Here is a 22,867-nt window from a genome sequence, read left to right as displayed (position 1 = left end):
AATTAAATCTAACGTTTTTGATGAAAACACTCCTTAAGTTTTTAAAATATCGTGTCCACTTTTTGCTGACGATTTACAATCCAAACATTGGAAGATCAGCGATGGCAACACTTATCAAGAAAAATTGCGGTAAGCAGCAAGCATCCCCCTAAAAAAAAGCAATGGCGGTGGTTGCCGGCAGCAGCTTGCATCCTATTTGTGCTGGCCGGAATGTTATACTTCTCACAAGAACAGGCAGAACCGAAGCCAACGACCGTTCCCTATGCCATAATCAGCACCAAGCCTGGACAAAAGGCGAACCTCAAGTTACCCGATGGTACTACCGTTCATTTAAATTCAGCAAGTAAACTTCGTTATCCGAAAAATTTTGAAGAAAACAAAAGACAGGTTTACTTGACCGGAGAAGCCTACTTTTCTGTTGCCACAGATACCAAACGGCCGTTTACGGTTTTCAGCTCAAAAACCGTAACCCAGATACTCGGAACTTCCTTTAACCTGAAAGCGTATCCCGATGAAGAGGAAACAACCATTCTGGTAACAGCTGGCAAGGTAAACTTCCGTTCGAAACACAACAGTAAAATGCTGCTGCTTCAGGCCAATCAGTTAGCGCAATACAGTCAAAACAAGTTAAGTCGCACAGACAGGGTTTCCCCGGAGGATCTTATAGCGTGGAGAAATGATCAGTTGATATTCCGGAATGAGCCTTTAAGTGCGATTTTCCGAAATCTGGAACGCTGGTATGGCGTTTCCGTACACGTGCAGGATGCACTCCTGTTAGAGAAACGTTACACAGGAAGATTTCAACGAGCTCGATTGCAGCAGGTACTGAAAAGCATAGGCTTTGCCCTCTCATTTGAATACACTATAAACAACAAGCACGTTATTATCCATACATCACCATGAATTCTACATAAACAAGAAAGAAGACAAGCTATACAAAACAAAACCGGCACCCCATCGCCAAACGTTGTGCCGGATAATGTTAAACCATACTAAAGATTAATTTAACAATGTACAAAAATATACAAACCCCTTATAGATCATCAAAGAAATATTCAAATAAAAAATTTAACACAGGTCTCTTGGGCCGTTTATTTTTTATCAGTTTCCTTTTCATAACAAGCCAAAAAATTCATGGTCAGGAAGGACTTTTAAACAAACGAATTGCTGTAACAGCATCCGAAAAGCCCCTTTCCGAAGTACTGAAGGCTATCGAAAAGGAAGCAAACGTATATTTTTCCTACAGCAGTTCCACATTAAACCTTAATCAAAAAGTCAGCATTAACGCCCAAGACGAAACCATCAACTCGGCGCTGCAACAACTGCTCGGCCAGCAACTGAAAAGCCTTCTCGTGGAGGGCAATCAGATTACTATTCAAACCAACGCCATTGCTTCAGGCGTTTCCGGCGCTGTAATAGATCAGGAAGGAAAACCAGTTCCTCTAGCCACGCTTAGCTTGGAAGGGCATGGCAGAACCCGATCTGATGATCAGGGTCATTTTTCTTTCGATGATATTGCAGCCGGTTCCTATACGTTAAAAGTAAGTGCTGTAGGTTATAAAAGTTTACGCCAGCCCTTAACCGTCCAATCAGATCAGCAATGGGCGGGTACCGTCATTCTACAACCCGACGGACAACTTTCAGAGGTAGTTGTAACGGCAAGTCGAACCCGGGAAAGTATTGACGAAGTGCCTTCCTCTGTAAGCATTCTCAACACGAAACAGATAGAACAACAAATCCAGATCAACCCTTCTATCAGTGATATATTGGCCTTTACTGTACCCGGCTTGGGTCCTTCATCAAACAAGGCTGTAAACACCGGTCAAACCTTACGTGGCCGAAGTGTACTGGTTCTTATTGACGGCATCCCACAGTCCACCCCTTTAATGAATGGCGCCCGGGATATCCGCTCCATTGATCCGGCTGTTATTGAACGGGTGGAAATAATCAAAGGAGCCACCTCGATTTACGGTAATGGTTCTGGTGGCGGGATCATCAATTACATCACTAAAAAGCCAACGGGCCAGGCAAAAATAGGTGGCCAAACCTATGCAGGCATCAACGGACAACCCGCCCATGCGGCTAATACAATTGGTTACCGCTTTTCACAATCGTTATATGGTAACCTGGATAAGTTTTCTTACGTCATGAGCGGCACCTACAACTATAGCGGCGTTTTTAAAGATGCTAAAGGAAATGTGTTGGCCCAAGACGACGGCCTATCGCAAGCCAATTCTACCAATATTTATGCTAAGGCTATATACCAATTTGACACCTCCACCGATCTAACGGTTGCTTACAATTTCTTCCGTAGTTTACAACATTCCGATTATATCAATGTGCCTGGCGTATTTGGCAGTTCTCCGGCCATCGGACAAAAAGGAGAAAGCCCGGGAGCCCCTGCAGGAACACCACAAAATCATAATCTTTATCTGACCCTACGAAAAAGTGATTTACTCTTAAACAGTTCCCTTGAGCTAACCGGATATTTCAACCGTTTTTTATCTACCAATCGCTATGTCGAAAGGGCTAACGGATGGTATGGACCCGGACAAACACAGATCAGTTCAAAGAAAAAAGGTTTACGCCTTAATATACATAGCCCATGGGGAGATCAGCAATTCAAGGGAAATTTCACCTACGGTGTGGATGTCTTGGGCGACATCACCAATCAGCCATTATTAGATGGAAGGATTTATATACCGGACATGAATATGACGAACTTCGCTCCTTTCCTGCAAGTCAAAGCAGATCTGTTTGATCACTTCATTTTTAAAGGAGGTCTACGCTATGAGAATGCCCGTGTGAAGGTAGCCGATTACCACACCTTACCAAAGGGGCCGGACGGTGAAGGTAGCATTGCTGTTGCCGGCGGTAACATTCATTACCGAAGCACGATGTTCAATGCCGGATTGCGATACACCAAATACGACGTATTTAATCCATTTGTGAGCTTTTCTCAGGCTTTCGGACTAAATGAACTGGGACGCATTTTGCGCTCAGCCAGTGAAAACACCATATCCTTGTTGCAGACAGACCCCATCATTACCAATAATTATGAAGCCGGTTTCAGCAGTCGGTTTTCTATATTTCATCTGACGGGTTCTTATTTCATCAGCACTTCTGAACTAGGAGCTAATCTCGTTGCTAATGAATACGGCACCTTAATACCTCAACGCGCACCTGAGCGAATTCATGGATATGAAGTAACTGCCGATGCCAGGTTAAACGACAAGCTATCTGTTGGCGGGACATATGCCTATGTGGAAGGAAAGGCAGAGCAAGAGGATGGCAGCAAGACATATCTGGGTTATTCGCGGATTTCTCCGGCTAAAGCAACAGGTTATATACATTATAATCCAACCCAAGCTTTAGAACTGCATCTCTTCTGGATATATACCGGTAATCGTGATCGTTTCGATGTACAGGAAAACGGCAGTTACCTGAGCGGACAAGGACCTGTAAAATCTGTTCACCTCTTTAATTTCAGCAGTGCCTACCAAGTAAGTCGGGCAATTAAACTTGGTTTAGGTGTAGAAAACTTATTTAACAAAGCGTATTACCCGTTTTACAGCCAGTACAGTGCTACAGACGACCAATACGTTATGGGAAATGGTGCGAAAGCTAGTCTGAACATCATTTATACTTTTTAACCTATAATGAAAAAGTGGATCGGCTGGATACACCGTTGGCTGGGATTATTTAGCGGAATAGTGATAATCATTATTAGCTTAAGCGGCGCCGTTTACGTTTTTGTAGATGAGCTTAAAGCTTTATGTTACCCCGAAAGGCTGTTTGTGCCTGTATCTGATCTTCCGGCACAACCGCTCGCTGTTTTAAAAAACACAGCCCAAAAGGCTGTAGGGAATAATATCCGTATCAGCCGATGCGATATCTATCCGTCGCCGAACCGCAGTTGGGTTTTCCGTGCGATGAAAACAAATCCCAATGGCATTGGCCATTGGGAGTATTATACGTATTATTATCGAATCTATGTGAACCCTTACAATGGAAAAGTCATCTATGTGGAGGACACGAGAAAAGAGTTTTTTCAACTTATCCTGAACCTCCATACCGATTTGCTGCTCGGACATAAAATAGGTAAGCCGCTAGTTGGTTTCAGTGTATTGATCTTTATCCTGCTCCTTTTAAGCGGCATGGTATTGTGGTGGCCGCGGAAAAACAAGAAGCATCTCTGGAAACAAGCATTAACCCTTAAATGGAATGCCCGATTTAAACGCCTCATTTATGACCTGCATAATGTGCTAGGCTTTTATATATTCCTCCCGGCACTTGTTATTGCGCTTACCGGAACGGTATTTGCCTTCAGCTGGATGGATAAGTCCGTATATGCTCTTTTCAGTGGAGGGCATGCCAGAACAGAACGGCGTCCGCCGTCGGATATTCGGCCTTTGCCATCGACAGATCAAGCGCTCAACAGGGCTTTTCAGGATGTAAAATGTCGGTTTCCAGATGCAGACATGCTCTCCATACGATTCGGAGACGGCCATGGTAATCCCTATGATTTCCAGATCCGCCTATGCCCCGGCCGAACCTACCATTTCCATTGGTTTTTCTATGATTCCTTTTATGGAACCTTACTTTACAGCTATAGTACAAATGATCTTAATCGGGCCGAGAAAGTCCGTGCGATTAATTTTGATCTGCATGTTGGTTCCTTTGCCGGACTTCCCGGCAAAATTCTGGCGCTTTGCATTTGCCTGGTGTGCGCTTCGCTGCCCATCACCGGTTTTATTCTCTGGCGTAAACGTAAATAGGCCAGAACAGGCTAAGGGTCTTTGCCGGACCGAATGGATCCGGTAATTCTACGTTGTTCGAGGATATAAGCCACCAGTTTGATACGGGTTATTTTGTCAACTCAGCTATTATTGAAAAGGAAATCGGTTCTACCACTTCCTTCATTCGAAAACACCTTTTGAGAAAGGGATTATCATACTCTTTTGAGACTGTAATGAGCCATCTGTCGAAATTAGATAAAATTAGAGATGCTAAGACCTTGGGATATAAAAGGTATACACGAACATTAGAAAAGAGAAACTTCCTAATTGGTTTATAGGAGAGTGCATTGTGAACCCCTACTCCTGAGGCAAGCTTTTTAAGAGCTCTTTTGCAGGGACTTTTTTAATTTCACCCTCTACTTCTACAACCAAACTTTTATCTTTAGCTGCTCTATCTTCCACTAATTGACGTACCGCTTTACGCATTCCCATGAGGATACGGTCGCTTAAGGGCATACCTTTTAATGTAGAAGGATCAATGTTTATCATAACGCTGCTTTTCTATCTTGTCCCAAAGTTCGCTATTATATACCTTTTTTCCAAATTCACCAGATTCGGCAATTAATTCAAAACGTACATCGATACAATTAAAAACCAGCCATTCATCACATTTTGGAATGTACAGATCTAGCAGATTAGCAATTCCTCGATAATACCTCCTAATAACCACGTCGTCAGGTATGTGATGTCCTCCTTCTTCGACCCTATTCTTTACTCGTTCAATAGCATGATTTGGCGATTTAAGCCAAAAAAACAAAAGGACAATGTTATACCCCCGTTGCTTGGCACCGTTGATTAGGGAAATATAACTACGGGTTGCTAACGTAGTCTCAAAAGCAAAATCTGCCTTTTCCTCTATCAATTCCCTAATGCGATTAAGCATAATTCGACCGGCCTCTAAAGCAACATTTTCCGGATTGAACGGTGAAATCCCCGCTGCTATCATATCGGCATTTACGAACTCCTTGCAGTTTAAAATCTCAGGTAAAACTGTGTAACTTGCCGTTGTTTTTCCTGCACCATTGCAACCTGCTATTATATAAAGATTCGGCATAAATCTATTCTATTTCTTCAATTTTCTTCTTACAGATCCTCTCCATTATGGCTTGCATTCTCGTTACCTTCGCGATGAGCTATTGTAACTCCTCGACAGTAGGTCTGGGTATCCCATTTCGCCTTTAGGCTTGTTTCATAAGTATATGATTTTACTTTTGTGATGATACAAAAGTAACAAAACCGAGGAGTTTTACTCCGAGCGCATGAACCTTTTTGAAAATGAACACAAGTGGGAGTGTCCATCGTCATGATCATGACTATCATTTTCGACGTGATCTTTCAAAATTCCTCTGGCGCCGGCCTTGGTATACACTTTTTCTGTCTGGTTGCAGCAAAGCTGTCTGCCCTGTGCACCGTATGTATGCTTGTGTTTCATTTGTCGTAATTTGTTTTAAACTTGTCCTACCGTTATCACAATATTGCTTAGAGCGGAATCGTGACAATTTACACTTAAATAAAAATCTATTGAACCGCTTGATGGGCTTTTTCATTAGCCCGTCATTAATGACTATGCGCATTACCTCCATCGAGTTTAGCCTGTAGAAATACGGCACCAGCCGTTGCAATCAGTTCTTTCTCATCGATGGCATCAATCGGGATTATCGCTGTGAAGCCCATGGAGCTGATACCTTTTTTGATTTTTTTCCGTTCGAAGCGGTAACGCATTTTCTGTGTACCGCCATGACCTACTTTACCAGTTTCGGCCAAAGTAAAAATATAAGTACTGCCTTCTTTATCAACGATGGAAGCATCAGGCACGGCCTTTACCTGGTTGGCACCGGTCTTCAACAGACCGGATACCCCCATCCCATCAAAGAAGCCTTCCCGGCTTCCGATAATGCGCGCATGCACCGCAATTGCCTTATTTTCTCCCTCAAAAGAACTGCCTACTCGATCCACGATGGCCCTCCCTTTCTTTGCGGCATCATTGGATAGGGCAAACTCAATTTCCTGACCTATTTTCACATTGCTGAGATCTTTTTCGTAAATGTATAAATCCAGGTCTACCTGCCTATTGTTCACAATATTGGCCAATGTAACTCCCGCGTCAGCGTTAGCGCCCAGCTCCGTATGAATGTGGGATATTGTGCCTGATACAGGAGCGGTAACAGCTATAGCCTCTTTTATACTTTCTGGAGTTAGACGCTCAGCATTAATGCCCGCCAAGGTGAGCTGCCGCTTTAAGGCTGCGATCTTTACCTGTTGCTGCTTGAACTGCGTCTGTACCGTTTGTAAGTTTTTTAAGGCTCCCGCATTTCCTTCGACCAATTCCCGCTGGCGGTCAAGATCAAGCTTTGTTAAAGCTATGGCGTTGATAAGGACCAGATACGCTTCCTGCATGGTGATAATCTGTGGATTGACGAGACTTACCAATACCTGACCTTTCTTTACGATATCTCCCGGCGCAACAAAAATATGCTGTACTCGGCCACCAAAAAGAGAAGTTACGGTAGCTTTGTCCTGATTGTGCACACGGATAAAACCGATGGCCTGTATACCATCTGACAGGCTTTTTTGCTCGATAGGGCCTAGCGCTGCTCCCAGAGCCTTAAACTGGCTCTGAAAGATCTCCAATGCATTCTCTTGTTTTCTGTAGTCAGCGCGTTCCTCTTCTCCCTTTTCTTCGGTTTGCTTCGGAGAGCCGGATGGATTGAATTGACAGGCTACGGCTAACAGAAAAAATAGCCAGTAGCCGAAGATTCGAACGATTTTCATGTTTTCTTTTTTATTTAATTTCCTATGTAGTAGTTAATTTCTGAAATTGCCTGATTAAGGCGTCTAAGCGTCTCTAGGTACTGTAGCCGCGTATTAAAGCCCTGCTCTACATTTTGGGTATAGGCTACATAATCCAACGCTCCCTTTCGATAGCCGAGCTGGGCAGACGCGATCAATTCGTTGGCCTCTCTGATACCTTCCGATTCATAAAAAGAGATGGCATCTGCAAGTTGCTGATAATAGCCTAGCTGCTGGCTAAAAGCTGTTTTGAGGTCATTGGAGACTCTCTCATAGGCGTAATCGGCGGCTGTTCTGTTTAAAACAGCCGCTTTAACCTGCGCCTTCCTGGCGGGCAGGTTGAGAATAGGAAAGGCAAGTCCTACTGAAACACCCGCTATGTGTGTGCTACTCCCATAACTTTTGTTGATAGCTTCCGGGTTCCACCTCTTAAGGATCATCTGCTGCTGATAGCCCAAGGTTATCTCCGGCAAAAAGCCCGACCGCTCCTTCTTGACCGAAGCCTCGGCTACTTCCTGCTGCTGGCGGGCCAAGGCGAGGAGCGGGTTATCCTGTAGGTAAGCGGAATCAGGTACTTTTATCAGTGGAAGCCTGAACCAGGGCTCCGATATGATCTTGAAAGTACCCCTCACGTTTAACAGACGTTTTAGTTCCTGTTCAGCTGCCGCCTCGGTAGCTTTCGCCTGCTGTCTCATCAATTGCAACTGGCGGTAACGGTTGGAGGCTGCCAACAACTCGGTTTTAGCGGTCTCCCCGGTTTTATACCGTAACTCCGCAATCTTTAAAAACTCGTTGAGGAGGCTGTCCTGCCATGCCCAGTGCCCCACCAACGCCATGGCATATTGCAGATTTGCATAGGCTGTACGTACATCTCTTATCAGATCGTTTCTAGTGAGATCGAGCTGCCTGCTTGCTACTCCCGTCTGTGATCTCAGAAGCCGTTTATTGGCTCTATAAACGCCCGGTAAGCTGAAGCTTTGCGAAATGCCTAGATTATTGTCGGGACTTGCTCCCTCAAGTGGCGACTGATCCGCCGTGATATTGATGTTGGCTGGATCAAATGCAGTACGCTCAAGGGCCCGCTGGCTAAGGACATTTACATTTGCCTCTTTCAAATTGGGATTGTTTTTCAATGCAATGGCAATGGCTTCGCTGACCGTAGAGAGTGGTGTATCAACCGTTTGACAATAAGACTTTGGTGAGTATACGGCTCCAAGTGCAATGACCGCAAGCACAGCTGTAAGTCTTCTCAATGAAGTCGAAGAGCCAGATCGCTTAAGACGGTTGAACATAAGATACAGTATGGGTAGAACAAAAAGGGTCAAAAAGGTAGCGGATACCAATCCCCCGATTACGACCGTAGCTAAAGGTTTCTGGACTTCTGCTCCAGAGCCTGTAGAAAGGGCCATGGGAAGAAATCCGAGCGAGGCTACAGTTGCGGTCATCAACACGGGACGTAGCCGCATCTCCGCACCCATAAGAATGCGACGGAGCAGATTTATATGCCCGGTTTTCTTCAATTGGTTAAAGGTACTGATCAACACGATCCCGTTCAGCACGGCCACACCGAACAGTGCGATGAAACCTACACCCGCTGAAATACTGAAAGGCATGCCACGCAATTCCAAGGCGAGCATACCGCCGACTGCAGACATTGGAATTGCAGTAAAGATCAATAGCGCCTCCTTCACTGATCCGAATGTGAAGAAAAGCAGGGCAAAAATGGATGCGAGCGCTACCGGCACGGCTATCAATAACCTAGAGCTTGCTTCTTGAAGGTTTTCAAACTGGCCGCCAAAAATATAAAAGTAGCCTTCAGGCAATTTGAGCTCACTATCCAAGCGACTTTTGATATCATCTACAACGTGCTGTACATCCCTTCCTGACACGTTAAATCCAACCACAATGCGCCTTTTGGCATCATCGCGACTAATCTGCGCCGGACCCTCCTTGAACTCGATGGTTGCAACTTGGGAAAGGGCAACCTGACCTCCTCCCGCAATAGGTACATAGAGATTCCGGACATCGTTTATGCTTTGTTTTGCAGCACTGTCCAAACGTACTACCAAATCAAACCTTCGTTCGTTTTCATATATCAACCCGGCAGACGTGCCACCAAAGGCTGTACTCAGTGTTGCGTTCAGGTCTTTGATTGTCGCCCCGTACCGTGCAATCCGGCCATAGTCGTAAGTAACGGTAATCTGCGGCAATCCCGAAGTACGCTCCGGAAGGACACCAGAGGTCCCATTTACAGCGCCTACGATCTGAGCGACCTGCTTTGAATAGGCTTCCAGCGAATCCAAATCTTCACCGAATATTTTCACAGCGACGTCCTGACGGATTCCGGTCATAAGTTCGTTAAAGCGCATTTGTATAGGTTGATTCACTTCAATGTACACTCCCGGGAGCGCTTCAAGTGCCTTTTCCATATCTGCGGCAAGCTGCTCATAACTTCGCCCACTGGTCCATTCGTCTGGATCTTTTAGAATAACCATCATATCGGAGGCTTCGGGTGGCATAGGGTCGGTGGGCACTTCTGCTGAACCCGTTTTTCCCACGACCATTTTAACCTCATCAAACTTCCGAATGATCTTGGCTGCTATCATGGATGTTTCAATACTCTGCGATAAAGATGCGCCCTGGGGGAGCACACACTGAAATGCAAAATCACCTTCCTTTAATTGTGGGATGAACTCAGCGCCCATCTTTGAAAACATATAGGCGCTCGTAACAGAAATCAATATTGTTACGCCAAGCACGCAATAACGTAAACGAAGGGCTTTTTTTAGCAACGGCATATAGATATGCTGTATTTTCTCCATCATACGATCCGAAAAGGACTTTTTCGAGATCGGCTTTTTCGATAGGAAAAATGCACACATCATAGGGATATAGGTCATCGAGAGGATCAGCGCTCCGAGAATAGCAAAGCTTACAGTCTGCGCCATTGGGCGAAACATTTTGCCTTCAATCCCGCTGAGCGTCAGGATCGGAATATATACCATCATAATTATAATTTCTCCAAAGGCTGCGCTGTTTCGGATTTTGGCAGCAGATTCATAAACCTCCTTGTCCATTTCATCCTGCGTCATGCGCAGCACCGATCGTCTGAGACCTAAGTGATGCATGGTAGCTTCCACGACAATAACGGCTCCATCGACAATTAGACCGAAATCGATCGCACCGAGGCTCATCAGGTTTGCACTTACGCCAAAGACGCGCATTAAAGACAGTGCGAAGAGCATAGAGAGGGGAATAGCCGAGGCAACGATCAGCCCTGCTCTTAAATTCCCCAGAAATAGCACCAGTACGAAAATCACAATTACCGCACCCTCTATCAAATTGGTCTTAACGGTGTTGATCGCGCGTCCGATAAGGTCTGTACGGTCTAGGTACGCTTCGATCAGCACATCTTCTGGCAGTGCTTTCTGGATCATGGCCATCTTTTCTTTCACGGATTTAACAACTTCTGCACTGTTCGATCCCTTGAGCATCATCACCACGCCTCCCACTACTTCTCTTTCGCCATTATAGGTAAGGGCTCCATAACGCACAGCGCCTCCGAATTGTGGGGTTGCCACGTTCTTAATAAGAATGGGTATTCCTTGAGCATCTTTACGAATGACGATATTACCCACATCTTCTAAGCTTGTAGCCAGTCCCAGCGAACGTATATAGTAGGCATTCGGCTTTTTGTCGATATAGGCGCCGCCTGCATTTTCATTGTTCTGCTCCAGCGCTTTCATAATATCACTGATCGTGATGTTGTAGGATTGTAAACGATCAGGTCGAACGGCAACCTCATACTGCTTCAATATTCCACCAAACCCATTCACTTCTGCCACACCGGGTGTACCATAAAGCTGTCGTGCTACAATCCAGTCCTGCATAGTACGCAGTTCGGCGAGCGTATATTTGTTTTCAGCTCCCGGTTTGGGGCGTAGGATATACTGATAGATCTCACCCAGACCGGTACTGATAGGTCCCATCGTCGGTTCGCCTATGCCAGGAGGAATTTGGCTTACAGCTTCCTGTAAACGTTCGAAAACCTGCTGCCTAGCCCAGTAAATGTTCGTATTCTCTTCAAAAACTACTGTGATGACCGACAGGCCAAACCTGCTGATACTTCGGATTTCGACAAGTTCGGGAACCGTAGCTACCGCCAGTTCTATAGGAAAGGTAACTAAACGTTCAACCTCTGGAGCTGCCAAACTTGGTGATGTGGTGATGATCTGTACCTGATTGTTGGTAATATCAGGCAGGGCATCGATGGGAAGTTTACTAGTTGACCACACACCCCATACGATGATGGCAATGGTGAATACACCAATTACCAATTTATTCTTTATACTAAAAAATATGATACGATTTAACATAATGCTACACTTAATCCAAGAAAAAACATGGATAGCGTAGTTATATTACCTATAGATAAGCAGCTACACTATCCGCTCAATGACGATAGTGTAATAAGTTGAGGGGGCTGCCATATGCCGGAGGCAGCAGATTGAGGCTGTCCTACTTGAAAAGGAACGGCCTGCAATTCGGTATCTGCAGGATATATTATTAGGCGCAACCGGCTTGTAAGTATCTTAACATGTGTGTTTGGAGCACATTGCGAGGAGTGAGAATGATCACATGGAAAGCTATGATGCTCCTCTTCCCGAGAGGAGTCATGTTTTTCGTTCCCCGTTACATGTTCAATAAAGAAATTTACAGGAGAGATGTCGCCATGGCGCTCCAGATGGTGTTGGTAATGCAGGCTAAAAGACGCGGCAAATAGAATCATGTCCTTGGGGACTAACATCCATATGAGCATGTAAATAAGACAAAGCCGCGCTAGCATATTATTTTATCCAATTGAATACAAAGATAAATTGAATTAAATAGAAAAACAAGAAATACGGGACCGGAACACTCTCCCCCAGCTTGCGACGAAATACCCAAAACAGGGAACAAAGGGTATAGAAAGGGTAAACGATGGGTAAAACAAGGCTAAACCTTACTGGCATCATCTACTTTTTCAGCCACCATATTGACCGTATTCTGATTCGGTGTGAGCTTTTTCCGCAACCATTTGCGAACCGGCTCGTCATACGATTTCAATGCGGCATAGGCCAAAACGATGCTACCTATTAAAATGAGTAATGTATAAGGCCAGGCCTGTACAATGGTTACGCCTTTATGATCGCTGATCCAAGCAACGTAAAAATAAACCAGCGGGTAATGTACGAGGTAAAGCGGATAGGATATATCACCTAGGAATTTGCATATTTTCCTCTCCCTTTCAGTTTGTACCACGCCACTGGCGCCAAGGTATACGATAAGCGGGAAAACGATGATAATGCAAACAGATTCATAGATCCCGTTCATCCAAACATGCGCAGCGCCGCCAATGCGCGGCATATAAAGTACGATAGCTACTAAAAGGCTGCACCATAAAAAGGCATTTTTGATTCGAGTGGGCTTCGCTATACGCGAAAGTAACAGACCGGCAAAGAAAGGGTACATGGTACGCGTTAGCCCAACGCGTACTTGTTCTACATTCAGTGTCCAGCCGCCGCTGACGTCACCCTTTGTAATTGCCATATGTGCAAGTGCAATAGCAGCAACGCCTACTAAGATACCCAGCGCCGTTCGGGAAAATTTCCTGATCCAGATAGCATACAGGATGTTGGCAAGGTATTCAAAGAACAATGACCATCCGACGCTGTTCAGCGGATGCATCTCTTCCCAGCCGCGTATATCAAGCGATAGTGGGACGGGCAGGATCGTATAACCGATCAGCATTACCAACAGCATTTTCCAGACAGGAACGGTATGAATGAGCGGCCATATCGTAGAATCCGTAAAATAAAAGCCTATAGCGCCGAGGGTCATCCCCAAAATCACCATCGGTTGAAGCCGTTCGATACGGCGTTTTAAAAAATTGCCAGCCGTCATTTTTTTCCAACGGTTGTCGTAAGCATAGCCAATCACGAAACCTGATAATAAAAAGAAAAAGTCGACAGCAAGGTAACCGTGATTGACGAGGTTATCTAAATTACCGGTTGATAATGGCTCGGCCAGGTGAAATGTGACAACGATTATAGCTGCTACACCCCGAAGGCCGTCTAATATAAGGTAGTGTGGCTTGGTAGCCGGCTCACTATTGGGAACAGTTCTCATGTAATGGCTTGCAAAAAATGCAATTTGCAAAAAATAGCTAACATTCGATATTCGATTGTATTTTAATTCCGGGTTAACAAAATCCCAAAACTCGAATTTTCATCCCTGAAAAACGCATGTGATCAACCCTTTTCTGACAAGCCGATGTGAAAGACCTTGTTTTTTTGTACTTTAGCTCTGGCTAAAATTTCACAACAGACCAAAAACACATAAACCTATCATACCAGAAAGGTGGCATTCAAGGCAAGCGAATTAGAGTATAATAGAAAAAATAAAAAATATGAACACAAAATTTGAAGCTGGAATTAACATCGCAATAAAAATACCCAAAAACAAGTACGAAAAAACGGTATCTTTTTACAAAGACATACTGAAATTGCAAGTGGAAGAAAAGCCTATCGATCATCCAACCGTTTCCAGAACACATGAAGTCAAATTCGGTAATAATGTTATATGGCTTGATTGTGTAGACAACTACACGCATTCAGAAACCTGGTTACAGCTAACCGTACCAAATGTTGAGGAAGCGACGGACTATTTACGATCAAAAGGCGTGGAACCCTGCGATGAAATAGAGGAACTTCCGAATAATATGCATTGGATTCAAGACCCGGCAGGAACGGTTTTCAATCTTCAAGAGAGAGAAACGACATAAGTTTCAATTTGCGGCTTTTGTTCTCTGTTTTAGCGGCTATTAATCGCACAAACCGTCGGTACTGCATGAAGGACCTTCGGAGACATCGAGCTTAACCACGGGATGTTCGGCCCGCCATTCGGCGAAGGATTTATCCAGTATCTCACGGAAGGCAGTGACCGGCTGGGCCCCTGATATAGCGTACTTGCGGTCGAACACAAAAAACGGAACACCGCGAACACCAAGCTGCCGCGCTTCCTGAATATCCCGTTCCACCTCGGCTGTATACTCCTCGCTGTGAAGCATAGCTGTCACCTCCGTGTTGTCCAGGCCTGCTTCCACACCGATCTGTGTGAGTACAGTCGGATCAGCGATATCTTTCCCCTCATTGAAATGTGCCTGAAACAGTTTTTCTTTAACAATTTGTCCCAATTGATGCGCTTGTGCCAGATGGATCAATCGGTGTGCGTCAAAGGAATTGGCTACAACTGCCTGGTCAAAATTCAATTGTAAACCGGCCTGTGATGCCATATCGGCCACATTGCCGGTCATTTCCCGAGCTTGGTCCTCGCTGAGCCCCTTGCTGGCAGCCAGGTATTGGTAAACCGTACCAAGCTTAGCTCCCTTTGGAATAGTGGGATCTAGCTGGAAACTTTTCCATACCAATTTTATATCTGCTGCATGAGCGAAATCCTTGAGGGCCATCTCAAAATGGCGTTTGCCAATATAACAGAAAGGGCACATGATGTCTGACCAAACTTCTACTTTCATAACTACAAAGATAAACGAAATATCAAGTGATTTCCATAAGATTTCATATTGTGACTTTTGGCTCTTCGCAGGAAAAAGCTCATTCAGAAAAATTTACAGGAGAAATACTTTGAGGCACAAAGATTTATTATTTATCTTTACAATCAAGATAATTAACAATCAAGACACATGCTGGATATAGAAGAAATCAGAAAAATAAGGAAGCTAAGCCAGCAATTCGCCTATACTTCTATTCAGCTGCATGAAGCGATTGGCAGAAAAGCAGGCATATCTGGGACCGACCATAAATACTTGGGATTTTTACTTCAGCGCGGGCAAATGACAGCCGGCGAATTTGCTAATATAACGGGTTTGACCACCGGTGCCGTCACAAGCTTAATAGACCGTTTTGAGCAGAAGAAATTGGTAAAACGGAAGCCTGATAAAACCGACCGTAGAAAAGTGATCATCGTGCCGGATACAGAAAAAATAATGATACTGTTAAAACCTCTTTACGAAGATTTTCAAGGCAACACCGAACAACTGTTTGCTACATTTTCATCAGAAGAATTAAAAGTTTTAGAAAGGTATTTTTTAAATGCAATGGAAATAATGGGCAATAAAATAAAAACGATAAATCAAAAACAGTAAGGCAATGCGCACAACGGACATAGTAAACGAAACCAAAGCACCTGTTCAGCATGCTTTTTCCCAAACATTCTTTCACGGAACCAAGGAGGATTTAAAAATTGGGGATTTTATAGAAACCGGTTTTAATTCAAATTTTGTAAACAGGAAACTAAAACATATTTACCTTTCCGCCACCTTAAACGCGGCTATCTGGGGAGCCGAACTTGCCTCAGGCGATGGACGTGAAAGAATATACTTGGTAGAAGCCACAGGTCCACTAGAAGACGACCCCAATGTAACCGATAAAAGATTCCCGGGTAATCCCACCATGTCCTATCGCTCCGAGCATCCATTCAAAGTTGTTGGGGAGGTCACCGTATGGCAAAGGCACTCATCAGAAGAGATCAAAGCAATGAAAGACGGGTTGGAAAGGTTGAAACAGCAAGGGATTATGGTGATAGAGGAGTAATTAAGTAACGCAGTGGAACTACAGATACAACTTTAAAATAATTGGGAGCGGATTTACTATAATTCTTAGTATATTCGTGATAAATAAGAATAGCCCAACTTAAGAAAACAGCTCTAAACCATGTTTGAAGGTAGTCTCCCGTTTCAATTAGTACAGATCAGAAAAAACAAATACGGTTATAACGAAAGCCATTTGAGGGAATTTATCTTTAAATTCCACAGGCATAATAATAGGTGTTGTATAAAATATGTGGTATCAATTAAGGAATATGAATATTCTTTGCTTACGCTCGATTATTATCCGAAAATTAACTTAACCCCTAAAAGGCATTCAAGGGACGACATCCAAGACCTTCGGTACCGACTGCTGACAAGGCAAAATTCATTTGGGTACATCGGTGGAACAATTATGGACATTATGATCCGAGCACAAAAGATTACCGGTTCCCATACTTGGGGATTGCTAGCAGCCAATCTTGTTTATGAAACTCAAAATGACAACAATAGAAGGTATCAGGTCTATACAAAAGTGTTAAGCCGATCATTTTTAAAAGATTATACCATATTCGGTAACAGAAAAAATAGTGTTATATTTGTATTACCTAGAAACAGGGAAAACGAAAGGACTTTTATCGTTAAACAGTATGAAAACATCTTTGCTGAAACGAATTGATTGGAGAAAGACCAAAAAGACAGGAACGCAGAGTAAATCGCTTTCGACTTCTAATAAAACGGTTAACCGAAACACGGATAGTAGCCGTTTCGTTGATATGCACCAGCATCTAGAAAAAATTGAACCTGTTTTTATCCCAGGCTATAAGCTAAGGGGGTAATACTATTTATGATTGAAGATCATTATCTAGTCGTTCATATCCTCGGTTTTCATTTACGAAAGCCTCCTAAGTCATTAACGAGAATAACGAACGTATTGAATTTTCTTTTTATACCGTCAGGTCTCTTCCTTTTTTAAAGAAGAAAACCGCATGACTTTCTCCGTTTCAACTTCCATTCAAAACACCTGATCAACTATAAATAATGGCTGGTGTGAAAATAGCCTATTCAGCAACGTAGCTTTTACTGCAACTATTATACACTTGCTTGATATCACTCACTTCCCGGAAATCTTCAAAAACAACCTTTTTGCCGTCGCAAGTATAACCATCAGCTGGTGCTAAAACACTGCAATGGGGACACATGATCATGGGAAAATAAACGACTTCACTTTTATATACACCCTTGTACAGGTTAACCTCCATAAAGTCCTCTTGTGTGCATTTCAGTTCTTCTTCATACAATTCTTTCATACGTACTGCACAGTCGGCCGCCTCTGTCTGCCTGTCATCTTTGTCGCAGCTGTTGAGCACAGCGGTGAGCACGAAAAGTATAAGTAATTTTCTCATAATGATTTTTAGGTTTTCAACTTAAAACGTATGAAGACTTCTATCCGCTACAGTGAAATGGCCGATCTTAGCCATTTCGTCGACCTTCCCTCCTCTCTTTCTAACTGAATTTCTTAACGCTCACCCTGAATGATCTGAATTTGATGGAGGTTAGCGCTTGGCAGCTATCCGTTTGCGGATACGGCTTAGCGAAGGTGCCTTAACGCCAACGTAAGAAGCAATGTAGTATTGAGGAATTCGCTGAACTAAATCGGGATAATTGGAAAGAAATTTCAAGTAACGATTATCAGGCGTGTCAGTGTAAAGTGAAACGATCTGCTTCATCACATTCACAAACACCTGTTCTATTGCGGTGCGACCGAATTTCTCGCCACCAGCTACTTCACGATAGAATTGCTGAATGCCTTCCGCGCTGATCCGGTAAACGACGGTATCTTCAAGTGCCTGTATATTCACATTAGATGGCGTTTGGGGCAAAAAGCTCATGTAATCGCAAACAAATTCACCATTTTTATTGAAATAATGCGTTTGCTCAGTTCCGTCATTATTGATATAATACCGCACTAAACCGCTCTCAATAAATATAATATAACGGCAAATTTCCCCTTCAGACAAAAGCCGCTCCCCTTTTTTAAAAGTCTTCCTGTGAAATAAGCTTTCAATGATGGCAATATCCCTTTCTGAAATTGAAATCTGTTCTTTTATCGTGTGAATCAGCAGGTCCATGACGACAAAGTTAACCTTTTAGCAGGTTAATTTTGCGTCATTTCATAAAGGTACATTTAAATTGACGATGGCTTACAAGGCCTTATTTACCACATACGATTGCTGCAACACTGAGTAAAAACATAGCGGCGGTTAAAAGCGCAGCCCGATAATTGATCACACTCTCCCAGCGGTTTTGTAGCGCCCGGATATCGGAAGGCACGATTTTACCAACAGCAGCATCCGACATCTTTTTATTTATAGGTTTTGCAATGGAGATATATAAATAAAGATGGGCTAACTGCATTAACAGAGCTGCGCCCGACAAATAGGCCGTATAGCCGTGCCTAAAGTTTAAAAGTAAACAAAAGGCGGTAGCCAATACGCTCGCCATGCCGATAACCGGCATGCGTTTGTCTGCAACCAAATGCGTATGCCCCATTAGGTCGGCAATAGAGCCGTCTTTGCTCAGAGCGGTGGCTTTCCTGACAATTAATGCATGAAACACATCTGTACCGTATATAACACCCGCAGTTAAAACCGCCGTAACAAGCAGCGCCTGACTAATTACTATCATATTCATATCGTTTGGTATTTACCTGGATTAGTAAGTCCATAAAACAATAAAACACTGGTGATGATCATTACAGCAGCGGTTATACCGTGAATCAATAGATGAGAAATATCGCTGCTACCATTGTAAGACAGGATAACCAGGAAATCAAAAACCGGAACGACGATTGTAGCGGTAAACACCCAGGCTGCTGCCTTACGCATCTTCATCCAAAGCAAGGGTAAAAGGACAAGGCCGGAAAAAATGTCTCGAATGCCTTTGATTTTTCCATAAGCCGCATCATGCGCATTTTTAAAGGGAATGCCATATCCTGATGCGCCGACCTCCGGGTAGATAATAAAACGGATTCCAATGTAAATAATACCTAAGGCTAACATCAGCACGCTCCAAAATGATATCGATCTTATTCCCCAAGAGTTCTGTTCGATTTGTGTTTTCATATTTTCTTTCTTTGATATGGCAAAGGTCTGATGTAAAAAACAGCGAATCATTAACCTCGGTTAATAAATGAGCTGATAATAACGTGGTTTACATTCGGAGATTGAAGTGCGATAGCTATGGAGCTTTAAAAATATATACACAGTTAACGAAAATAGCCATGGACTTGCCTGGAGTGCAGTTTCGGATAATTGAAAATATTTTATACCATTGTATATTCATTATAAACCAATGCATGAAAAAGATCTTATCACTGTTCGTTTTACTTATCTCATCGGCTCAGCTATTAAATGCGCAAGCTAAGACTGATAAACTGATCATTAAGGGTGATAGCGTATGGATGTTGACTTACTTCCGTCAACGTTATCCAACTCGCATCGAAATCAACGCGAAAGGAGAAACAATAGAGGTGCCCCTACCCAATCCCATGCTGGATGCAAAGCTTCATATTGCCTTGTCAAATGATGGGCGCCACTGGACGGCCATCAACGACAATAAACCGATCTGGGATCAGTTTATGCGCGATCAATACATTCACCGCGGTGCCGACGGTCTATGGCGATTAATTGCAACGGGTGGCGGTGGAGGTTCTGAAAGGCGAAAACAATTTGGACCGAGCGTGACTTACGCTACCTCTAAAGATTTAATTACCTGGAAGCTGGAAAAGTACATACACCTTATGAAAGATGTGAAAGATGAATCGGGCCAATTGGTGAGAAACATCTGGGCTCCTGAATTCTACTACGATGAAACCACAAAGGAATACACCATTTTCTGGTCGTCGTCGTTTAAAGATGCGGGATGGAAGGAAAGCAGACTTTGGTACTGCAAAACGAAAGACTGGGAAAATTTCAGCGCAGCAAAGGTGATGTTTACGCCACCGTATTCCGTGATTGACGGCACCTTAACCAAACACAATGGAACGTACTATCTTTTCCATAAGGAAGAGGAATTTGGTGCAAAAACAGGCGAACGAAGAGGTATTCGTGTTGCTCTATCCAAAAACATCGAAGGGCCTTATGAAATTTTCGAAGGCCCCTTGAACAAAGGGCAAATTGCGCCCACCATTACTGAAGGGCCAAGCGTAATGAGGGATCCTATCCGTAAGGGATGGTTGCTGTTGTATGATTATCCCATGGTAGATCAATATGGAATATCATCTTCTTCTGATCTGTTACACTGGAACATAGAGAAGAACGTTTCCATGCCGGACGATGCAAGACACGGTAGCCTATCAAAACTGTCGGCCGCCGAAGCGAAGGCCTTACTGGCCGCTTTTCCTAATGCACATTAAGTCAGTTGGCTTAAGATACTATTTATTAAAAGATCGTATAATCAGGGTTCGAATAAGCGTGCCCAAAATTGAAACGATTTGAAAACCTAATACAACTTGGCTAAAGGACTTTATGACAGTTCCAAAGACTGTAATTCATCAGCCAGCTTATGCATACCCTCTTCGATTTTCTTAAGCTGCGGCAGCCTTGGCTTTTTAAGGCCCGAGGAATAATGTTGTAATTGTTTTTGATTGATACCCGTAATCTTTTCCAGCGCCGCATTAGTAAAAATGCCTTTATAATAATTCAAAAAGCTTTCCGCATCGAAATGATAAACAATATTGTATTCACCCTTGAGAATACTAGGGACGTTTTTCGGCTCGTTATATAGCTTTAACAGCCGAATACTCTCTAATATAGATTGTTTGGCTTCTTCAACGGTATTTCCCCCTCCATAAATTCCCTTCACGTTCTCCGCATAGGCACTGAACATATCTGCACTTTTTTCTATGGTAATCTTAAGCGTTTTCATGTGCTTCTTCCTTTAATCTCCAGTTAACTGCAAAAATCTGGGAACTATTTCAGCCCCAGATCTTTGATGATTTTCTTGCGAAGGCCTTCTCCCATTTCCTTGGACCCATGAAAAGGGACGGGATATCTTCTACCGTCCTTCTCATAAATATAGTGACTTCCGTCAGTCCGGATATGCTTCCAACCATTACGCTTTAGAAACCGATGGAATTCACTAGACTTTATACATTCAAGCATTATGGTGCAACAAATTTCAGCCTACAATATGTTAGCACCACACATCCCGAATCCATCAACACAAAAGTAGCAATTTTACTACTATTTTGAAAGAGGAATAGGTAAAAAGATGTAAAAAGAAAACTGTTTTAACCAGGTTGCGAACGATCCGTTTGAAACAAATAAACCCTTCCCGAAACGCTTGCCCTATTGTTTTAACACAAATAATGCGGGATATTACGGTTTCGGAAAAGCTTTTGAAGTTTCTCACACCGCAGGATAAGTCAAACACATTGGAAAATGAAAGGCCTAACGATTTTGCAAAAAAGTCAAGAATATCGTAGGTTTGAGGAAATTGCTGAAATAGGACTGATTCTATCGAAGCGGCAACACCTTAGATACCGCTCTTTTATTTAACTTAGCTCTTTCGTTAAAAAAGCTAAATCATACATGAAACACATTATATTTCTTGCGCTTTTCTTATTGACTTCAATACTCGTCTCGGCAAAAGACCTCTATTCAAGGGCCTATGGAGACCGGCGCAATCCCGCCATTATATTCGTCCACGGCGGTCCGAGCGGAAATTCAACACTTTTTGAATCGACCACTGCTCAAAAGCTTGCTGACAAGGGATTCTATGTTATTGTGTATGATCGTCGCGGTGAGGGAAGATCAATCGATCCTTCGGCCGCTTTCACTTATACCGAGGCTTTTAATGATCTAAACGGAATCTTACAGTTATATAAAATCAATAAAGCGACTCTTATAGGACATAGTTTCGGAGGCTTAGTAGCCACCTTATTTACTGAGCGATTCCCCGAAAGGGTGAATGCTCTTATACTCGCCGGCGCGCTTGTTTCCCAGCAGGAAACATACGACCATATTTTATCGTCTCTTAAGCGCAGAAATAAAAATAATAGACACAATTCATTACTAAAGAAAATATCTAAAATTGAGCAATTAGACAAAAATTCGGCCGATTATAGAAAAGCATGTTATGAGCTCGCCAGCCTGAACCATTATTTCGAAATGCCCTTCCCGACCGAACAATCAAAAGAATTACGAGACAACTACGCATCAAGTGTATTTTATAAGCAAAACATCAGAAATGAAAATGCGCCCGCCCTCTTCTATAAAAACGAAACTTTGCGAAATATAAACACCAAAAACACATTAGCCAAATTAAAGACACAAACGAGCATATTTGCTATTTACGGAAAGCAGGATGGGATCTTTTCTCCGAAACAATTACAGGACATCAAGAATATCGTAACACCAAATAACTTTGCCCTTATTGATAACTGCTCGCATTACCTCTTTGTCGACCAACAGACCGAGTTTATTGATAGGCTGACGAACTGGATACAACTTTGTTCGATGGGAATCCAACAAAGATTATCTAAGTAAGAACTTCCGCTGGGGAAAAAAGTACAATTTTAATCTACTTTTTGCCATTCTTACGCCTGTTGCATCATCGTAATTTGTTTTAT

Annotated in this window: 22 protein-coding genes; 9 read left to right on the top strand and 13 right to left on the bottom strand. The window is 43.2% G+C overall.

Annotated features, from left to right (window positions below):
• Positions 1-87 precede the first annotated feature (87 nt).
• From EPX21_RS06700 to EPX21_RS06690, 3 genes are all read left to right on the top strand, one after another.
• A complete protein-coding gene (locus EPX21_RS06700; protein WP_134088894.1) occupies positions 88-903 on the top strand; it encodes a FecR family protein in 816 nt (271 codons plus the stop codon).
• A 179-nt stretch (positions 904-1,082) separates the two neighbouring features.
• Positions 1,083-3,653, top strand: coding sequence for a TonB-dependent receptor (locus tag EPX21_RS06695; RefSeq protein WP_240768567.1), 2,571 nt, complete (start codon positions 1,083-1,085; stop codon positions 3,651-3,653).
• A gap of 6 nt (positions 3,654-3,659) precedes the next feature.
• On the top strand, positions 3,660-4,778 hold the full coding sequence (locus EPX21_RS06690) for a PepSY domain-containing protein (RefSeq protein WP_134088892.1): 1,119 nt from the start codon (positions 3,660-3,662) through the stop codon (positions 4,776-4,778).
• Positions 4,779-5,096: 318 nt separating this feature from the next.
• Here the strand turns inward: EPX21_RS06690 and EPX21_RS06685 are convergent, their stop codons facing one another.
• From EPX21_RS06685 to EPX21_RS06665, 6 genes are all read right to left on the bottom strand, one after another.
• A complete protein-coding gene (locus EPX21_RS06685) occupies positions 5,097-5,288 on the bottom strand; it encodes a hypothetical protein (protein WP_134088891.1) in 192 nt (63 codons plus the stop codon).
• Positions 5,275-5,853, bottom strand: coding sequence for a zeta toxin family protein (locus EPX21_RS06680; RefSeq protein ID WP_134088890.1), 579 nt, complete (start codon positions 5,851-5,853; stop codon positions 5,275-5,277). The genes EPX21_RS06685 and EPX21_RS06680 overlap by 14 nt, the downstream gene beginning before the upstream one ends.
• Before the next feature lie 192 nt (positions 5,854-6,045).
• A complete protein-coding gene (locus EPX21_RS22625; RefSeq protein ID WP_166670699.1) occupies positions 6,046-6,231 on the bottom strand; it encodes a hypothetical protein in 186 nt (61 codons plus the stop codon).
• Positions 6,232-6,356: 125 nt separating this feature from the next.
• Complete coding sequence (locus EPX21_RS06675) at positions 6,357-7,571, bottom strand: efflux RND transporter periplasmic adaptor subunit (RefSeq protein WP_134088889.1); 1,215 nt, start codon at positions 7,569-7,571, stop codon at positions 6,357-6,359.
• 14 nt (positions 7,572-7,585) lie between these two features.
• Entirely contained in the window at positions 7,586-11,965 is a 4,380-nt protein-coding gene (locus EPX21_RS06670; protein WP_134088888.1) for a CusA/CzcA family heavy metal efflux RND transporter, read from the bottom strand.
• 619 nt (positions 11,966-12,584) lie between these two features.
• Positions 12,585-13,757, bottom strand: coding sequence for an acyltransferase (locus EPX21_RS06665; RefSeq protein ID WP_134088887.1), 1,173 nt, complete (start codon positions 13,755-13,757; stop codon positions 12,585-12,587).
• A 280-nt stretch (positions 13,758-14,037) separates the two neighbouring features.
• Between EPX21_RS06665 and EPX21_RS06660 the strand changes: the two genes are divergently transcribed.
• Positions 14,038-14,412 carry a VOC family protein gene (locus EPX21_RS06660; RefSeq protein WP_134088886.1) on the top strand — a complete coding sequence of 125 codons (375 nt, stop codon included), beginning with the start codon at positions 14,038-14,040 and terminating at the stop codon, positions 14,410-14,412.
• Between the two features lie 39 nt (positions 14,413-14,451).
• On the opposite strand, the gene EPX21_RS06655 is transcribed toward EPX21_RS06660, so the two are convergent.
• Positions 14,452-15,162 carry a DsbA family protein gene (locus tag EPX21_RS06655; protein ID WP_134088885.1) on the bottom strand — a complete coding sequence of 237 codons (711 nt, stop codon included), beginning with the start codon at positions 15,160-15,162 and terminating at the stop codon, positions 14,452-14,454.
• A gap of 168 nt (positions 15,163-15,330) precedes the next feature.
• On the opposite strand from EPX21_RS06655, the gene EPX21_RS06650 reads away from it, so the two are divergent.
• From EPX21_RS06650 to EPX21_RS06640, 3 genes are all read left to right on the top strand, one after another.
• Complete coding sequence (locus EPX21_RS06650; RefSeq protein WP_206106021.1) at positions 15,331-15,792, top strand: MarR family winged helix-turn-helix transcriptional regulator; 462 nt, start codon at positions 15,331-15,333, stop codon at positions 15,790-15,792.
• A 4-nt stretch (positions 15,793-15,796) separates the two neighbouring features.
• The gene (gene arr, locus EPX21_RS06645; protein WP_134088884.1) at positions 15,797-16,240 is read left to right on the top strand and encodes an NAD(+)--rifampin ADP-ribosyltransferase; all 444 of its coding nucleotides are present in this window, start codon (positions 15,797-15,799) and stop codon (positions 16,238-16,240) included.
• A gap of 249 nt (positions 16,241-16,489) precedes the next feature.
• Positions 16,490-16,912 carry a hypothetical protein gene (locus EPX21_RS06640; protein ID WP_134088883.1) on the top strand — a complete coding sequence of 141 codons (423 nt, stop codon included), beginning with the start codon at positions 16,490-16,492 and terminating at the stop codon, positions 16,910-16,912.
• Between the two features lie 382 nt (positions 16,913-17,294).
• Here EPX21_RS06640 and EPX21_RS06635 read toward each other — a convergent pair whose 3' ends face one another.
• From EPX21_RS06635 to EPX21_RS06620, 4 genes are all read right to left on the bottom strand, one after another.
• Positions 17,295-17,639, bottom strand: a complete 345-nt coding sequence (locus tag EPX21_RS06635) for a hypothetical protein (protein WP_134088882.1) — start codon at positions 17,637-17,639, stop codon at positions 17,295-17,297.
• A gap of 150 nt (positions 17,640-17,789) precedes the next feature.
• Complete coding sequence (locus EPX21_RS06630) at positions 17,790-18,365, bottom strand: Crp/Fnr family transcriptional regulator (protein ID WP_134088881.1); 576 nt, start codon at positions 18,363-18,365, stop codon at positions 17,790-17,792.
• An 82-nt stretch (positions 18,366-18,447) separates the two neighbouring features.
• Positions 18,448-18,927: a DUF1772 domain-containing protein gene (locus EPX21_RS06625; RefSeq protein WP_134088880.1), complete on the bottom strand. Its 480-nt coding sequence runs from the start codon at positions 18,925-18,927 to the stop codon at positions 18,448-18,450.
• On the bottom strand, positions 18,924-19,358 hold the full coding sequence (locus EPX21_RS06620; RefSeq protein WP_166670698.1) for a DUF4267 domain-containing protein: 435 nt from the start codon (positions 19,356-19,358) through the stop codon (positions 18,924-18,926). The genes EPX21_RS06625 and EPX21_RS06620 overlap by 4 nt, the downstream gene beginning before the upstream one ends.
• Positions 19,359-19,591: 233 nt before the next feature.
• On the opposite strand from EPX21_RS06620, the gene EPX21_RS06615 reads away from it, so the two are divergent.
• On the top strand, positions 19,592-20,650 hold the full coding sequence (locus EPX21_RS06615) for a glycoside hydrolase family 43 protein (RefSeq protein WP_240768565.1): 1,059 nt from the start codon (positions 19,592-19,594) through the stop codon (positions 20,648-20,650).
• Between the two features lie 110 nt (positions 20,651-20,760).
• On the opposite strand, the gene EPX21_RS06610 is transcribed toward EPX21_RS06615, so the two are convergent.
• Both EPX21_RS06610 and EPX21_RS06605 read right to left on the bottom strand, forming a co-directional pair.
• The gene (locus EPX21_RS06610; RefSeq protein ID WP_134088878.1) at positions 20,761-21,162 is read right to left on the bottom strand and encodes a type II toxin-antitoxin system HicB family antitoxin; all 402 of its coding nucleotides are present in this window, start codon (positions 21,160-21,162) and stop codon (positions 20,761-20,763) included.
• Between the two features lie 44 nt (positions 21,163-21,206).
• The gene (locus tag EPX21_RS06605) at positions 21,207-21,398 is read right to left on the bottom strand and encodes a type II toxin-antitoxin system HicA family toxin (protein WP_134088877.1); all 192 of its coding nucleotides are present in this window, start codon (positions 21,396-21,398) and stop codon (positions 21,207-21,209) included.
• 429 nt (positions 21,399-21,827) lie between these two features.
• Here EPX21_RS06605 and EPX21_RS06600 point away from each other — a divergent pair, with 429 nt between their 5' ends.
• The gene (locus EPX21_RS06600) at positions 21,828-22,784 is read left to right on the top strand and encodes an alpha/beta fold hydrolase (protein WP_134088876.1); all 957 of its coding nucleotides are present in this window, start codon (positions 21,828-21,830) and stop codon (positions 22,782-22,784) included.
• Positions 22,785-22,867: the final 83 nt, after the last annotated feature.

The organism is Olivibacter sp. XZL3, from assembly GCF_004368405.1.
Classification (GTDB): domain Bacteria; phylum Bacteroidota; class Bacteroidia; order Sphingobacteriales; family Sphingobacteriaceae; genus Olivibacter.
Note: the sequence above shows the minus strand (reverse complement) of the source record. Positions and strands in the feature narration are given on the sequence as shown.

Excerpts from the sequence above, each read along its gene's own strand:
- EPX21_RS06690 (WP_134088892.1), top strand. The coding sequence starts at position 3,660 with ATGAAAAAGTGGATCGGCTGGATACACCGTTGGCTGGGATTATTTAGC.
- EPX21_RS06685 (WP_134088891.1), bottom strand. The coding sequence starts at position 5,288 with ATGATAAACATTGATCCTTCTACATTAAAAGGTATGCCCTTAAGCGAC.
- EPX21_RS06680 (WP_134088890.1), bottom strand. The coding sequence starts at position 5,853 with ATGCCGAATCTTTATATAATAGCAGGTTGCAATGGTGCAGGAAAAACA.
- EPX21_RS22625 (WP_166670699.1), bottom strand. The coding sequence starts at position 6,231 with ATGAAACACAAGCATACATACGGTGCACAGGGCAGACAGCTTTGCTGC.
- EPX21_RS06675 (WP_134088889.1), bottom strand. The coding sequence starts at position 7,571 with ATGAAAATCGTTCGAATCTTCGGCTACTGGCTATTTTTTCTGTTAGCC.
- EPX21_RS06670 (WP_134088888.1), bottom strand. The coding sequence starts at position 11,965 with ATGTTAAATCGTATCATATTTTTTAGTATAAAGAATAAATTGGTAATT.
- EPX21_RS06665 (WP_134088887.1), bottom strand. The coding sequence starts at position 13,757 with ATGAGAACTGTTCCCAATAGTGAGCCGGCTACCAAGCCACACTACCTT.
- EPX21_RS06660 (WP_134088886.1), top strand. The coding sequence starts at position 14,038 with ATGAACACAAAATTTGAAGCTGGAATTAACATCGCAATAAAAATACCC.
- EPX21_RS06655 (WP_134088885.1), bottom strand. The coding sequence starts at position 15,162 with ATGAAAGTAGAAGTTTGGTCAGACATCATGTGCCCTTTCTGTTATATT.
- EPX21_RS06650 (WP_206106021.1), top strand. The coding sequence starts at position 15,331 with ATGCTGGATATAGAAGAAATCAGAAAAATAAGGAAGCTAAGCCAGCAA.
- arr (WP_134088884.1), top strand. The coding sequence starts at position 15,797 with ATGCGCACAACGGACATAGTAAACGAAACCAAAGCACCTGTTCAGCAT.
- EPX21_RS06635 (WP_134088882.1), bottom strand. The coding sequence starts at position 17,639 with ATGAGAAAATTACTTATACTTTTCGTGCTCACCGCTGTGCTCAACAGC.
- EPX21_RS06630 (WP_134088881.1), bottom strand. The coding sequence starts at position 18,365 with ATGGACCTGCTGATTCACACGATAAAAGAACAGATTTCAATTTCAGAA.
- EPX21_RS06625 (WP_134088880.1), bottom strand. The coding sequence starts at position 18,927 with ATGAATATGATAGTAATTAGTCAGGCGCTGCTTGTTACGGCGGTTTTA.
- EPX21_RS06620 (WP_166670698.1), bottom strand. The coding sequence starts at position 19,358 with ATGAAAACACAAATCGAACAGAACTCTTGGGGAATAAGATCGATATCA.
- EPX21_RS06615 (WP_240768565.1), top strand. The coding sequence starts at position 19,592 with ATGAAAAAGATCTTATCACTGTTCGTTTTACTTATCTCATCGGCTCAG.
- EPX21_RS06610 (WP_134088878.1), bottom strand. The coding sequence starts at position 21,162 with ATGAAAACGCTTAAGATTACCATAGAAAAAAGTGCAGATATGTTCAGT.
- EPX21_RS06605 (WP_134088877.1), bottom strand. The coding sequence starts at position 21,398 with ATGCTTGAATGTATAAAGTCTAGTGAATTCCATCGGTTTCTAAAGCGT.
- EPX21_RS06600 (WP_134088876.1), top strand. The coding sequence starts at position 21,828 with ATGAAACACATTATATTTCTTGCGCTTTTCTTATTGACTTCAATACTC.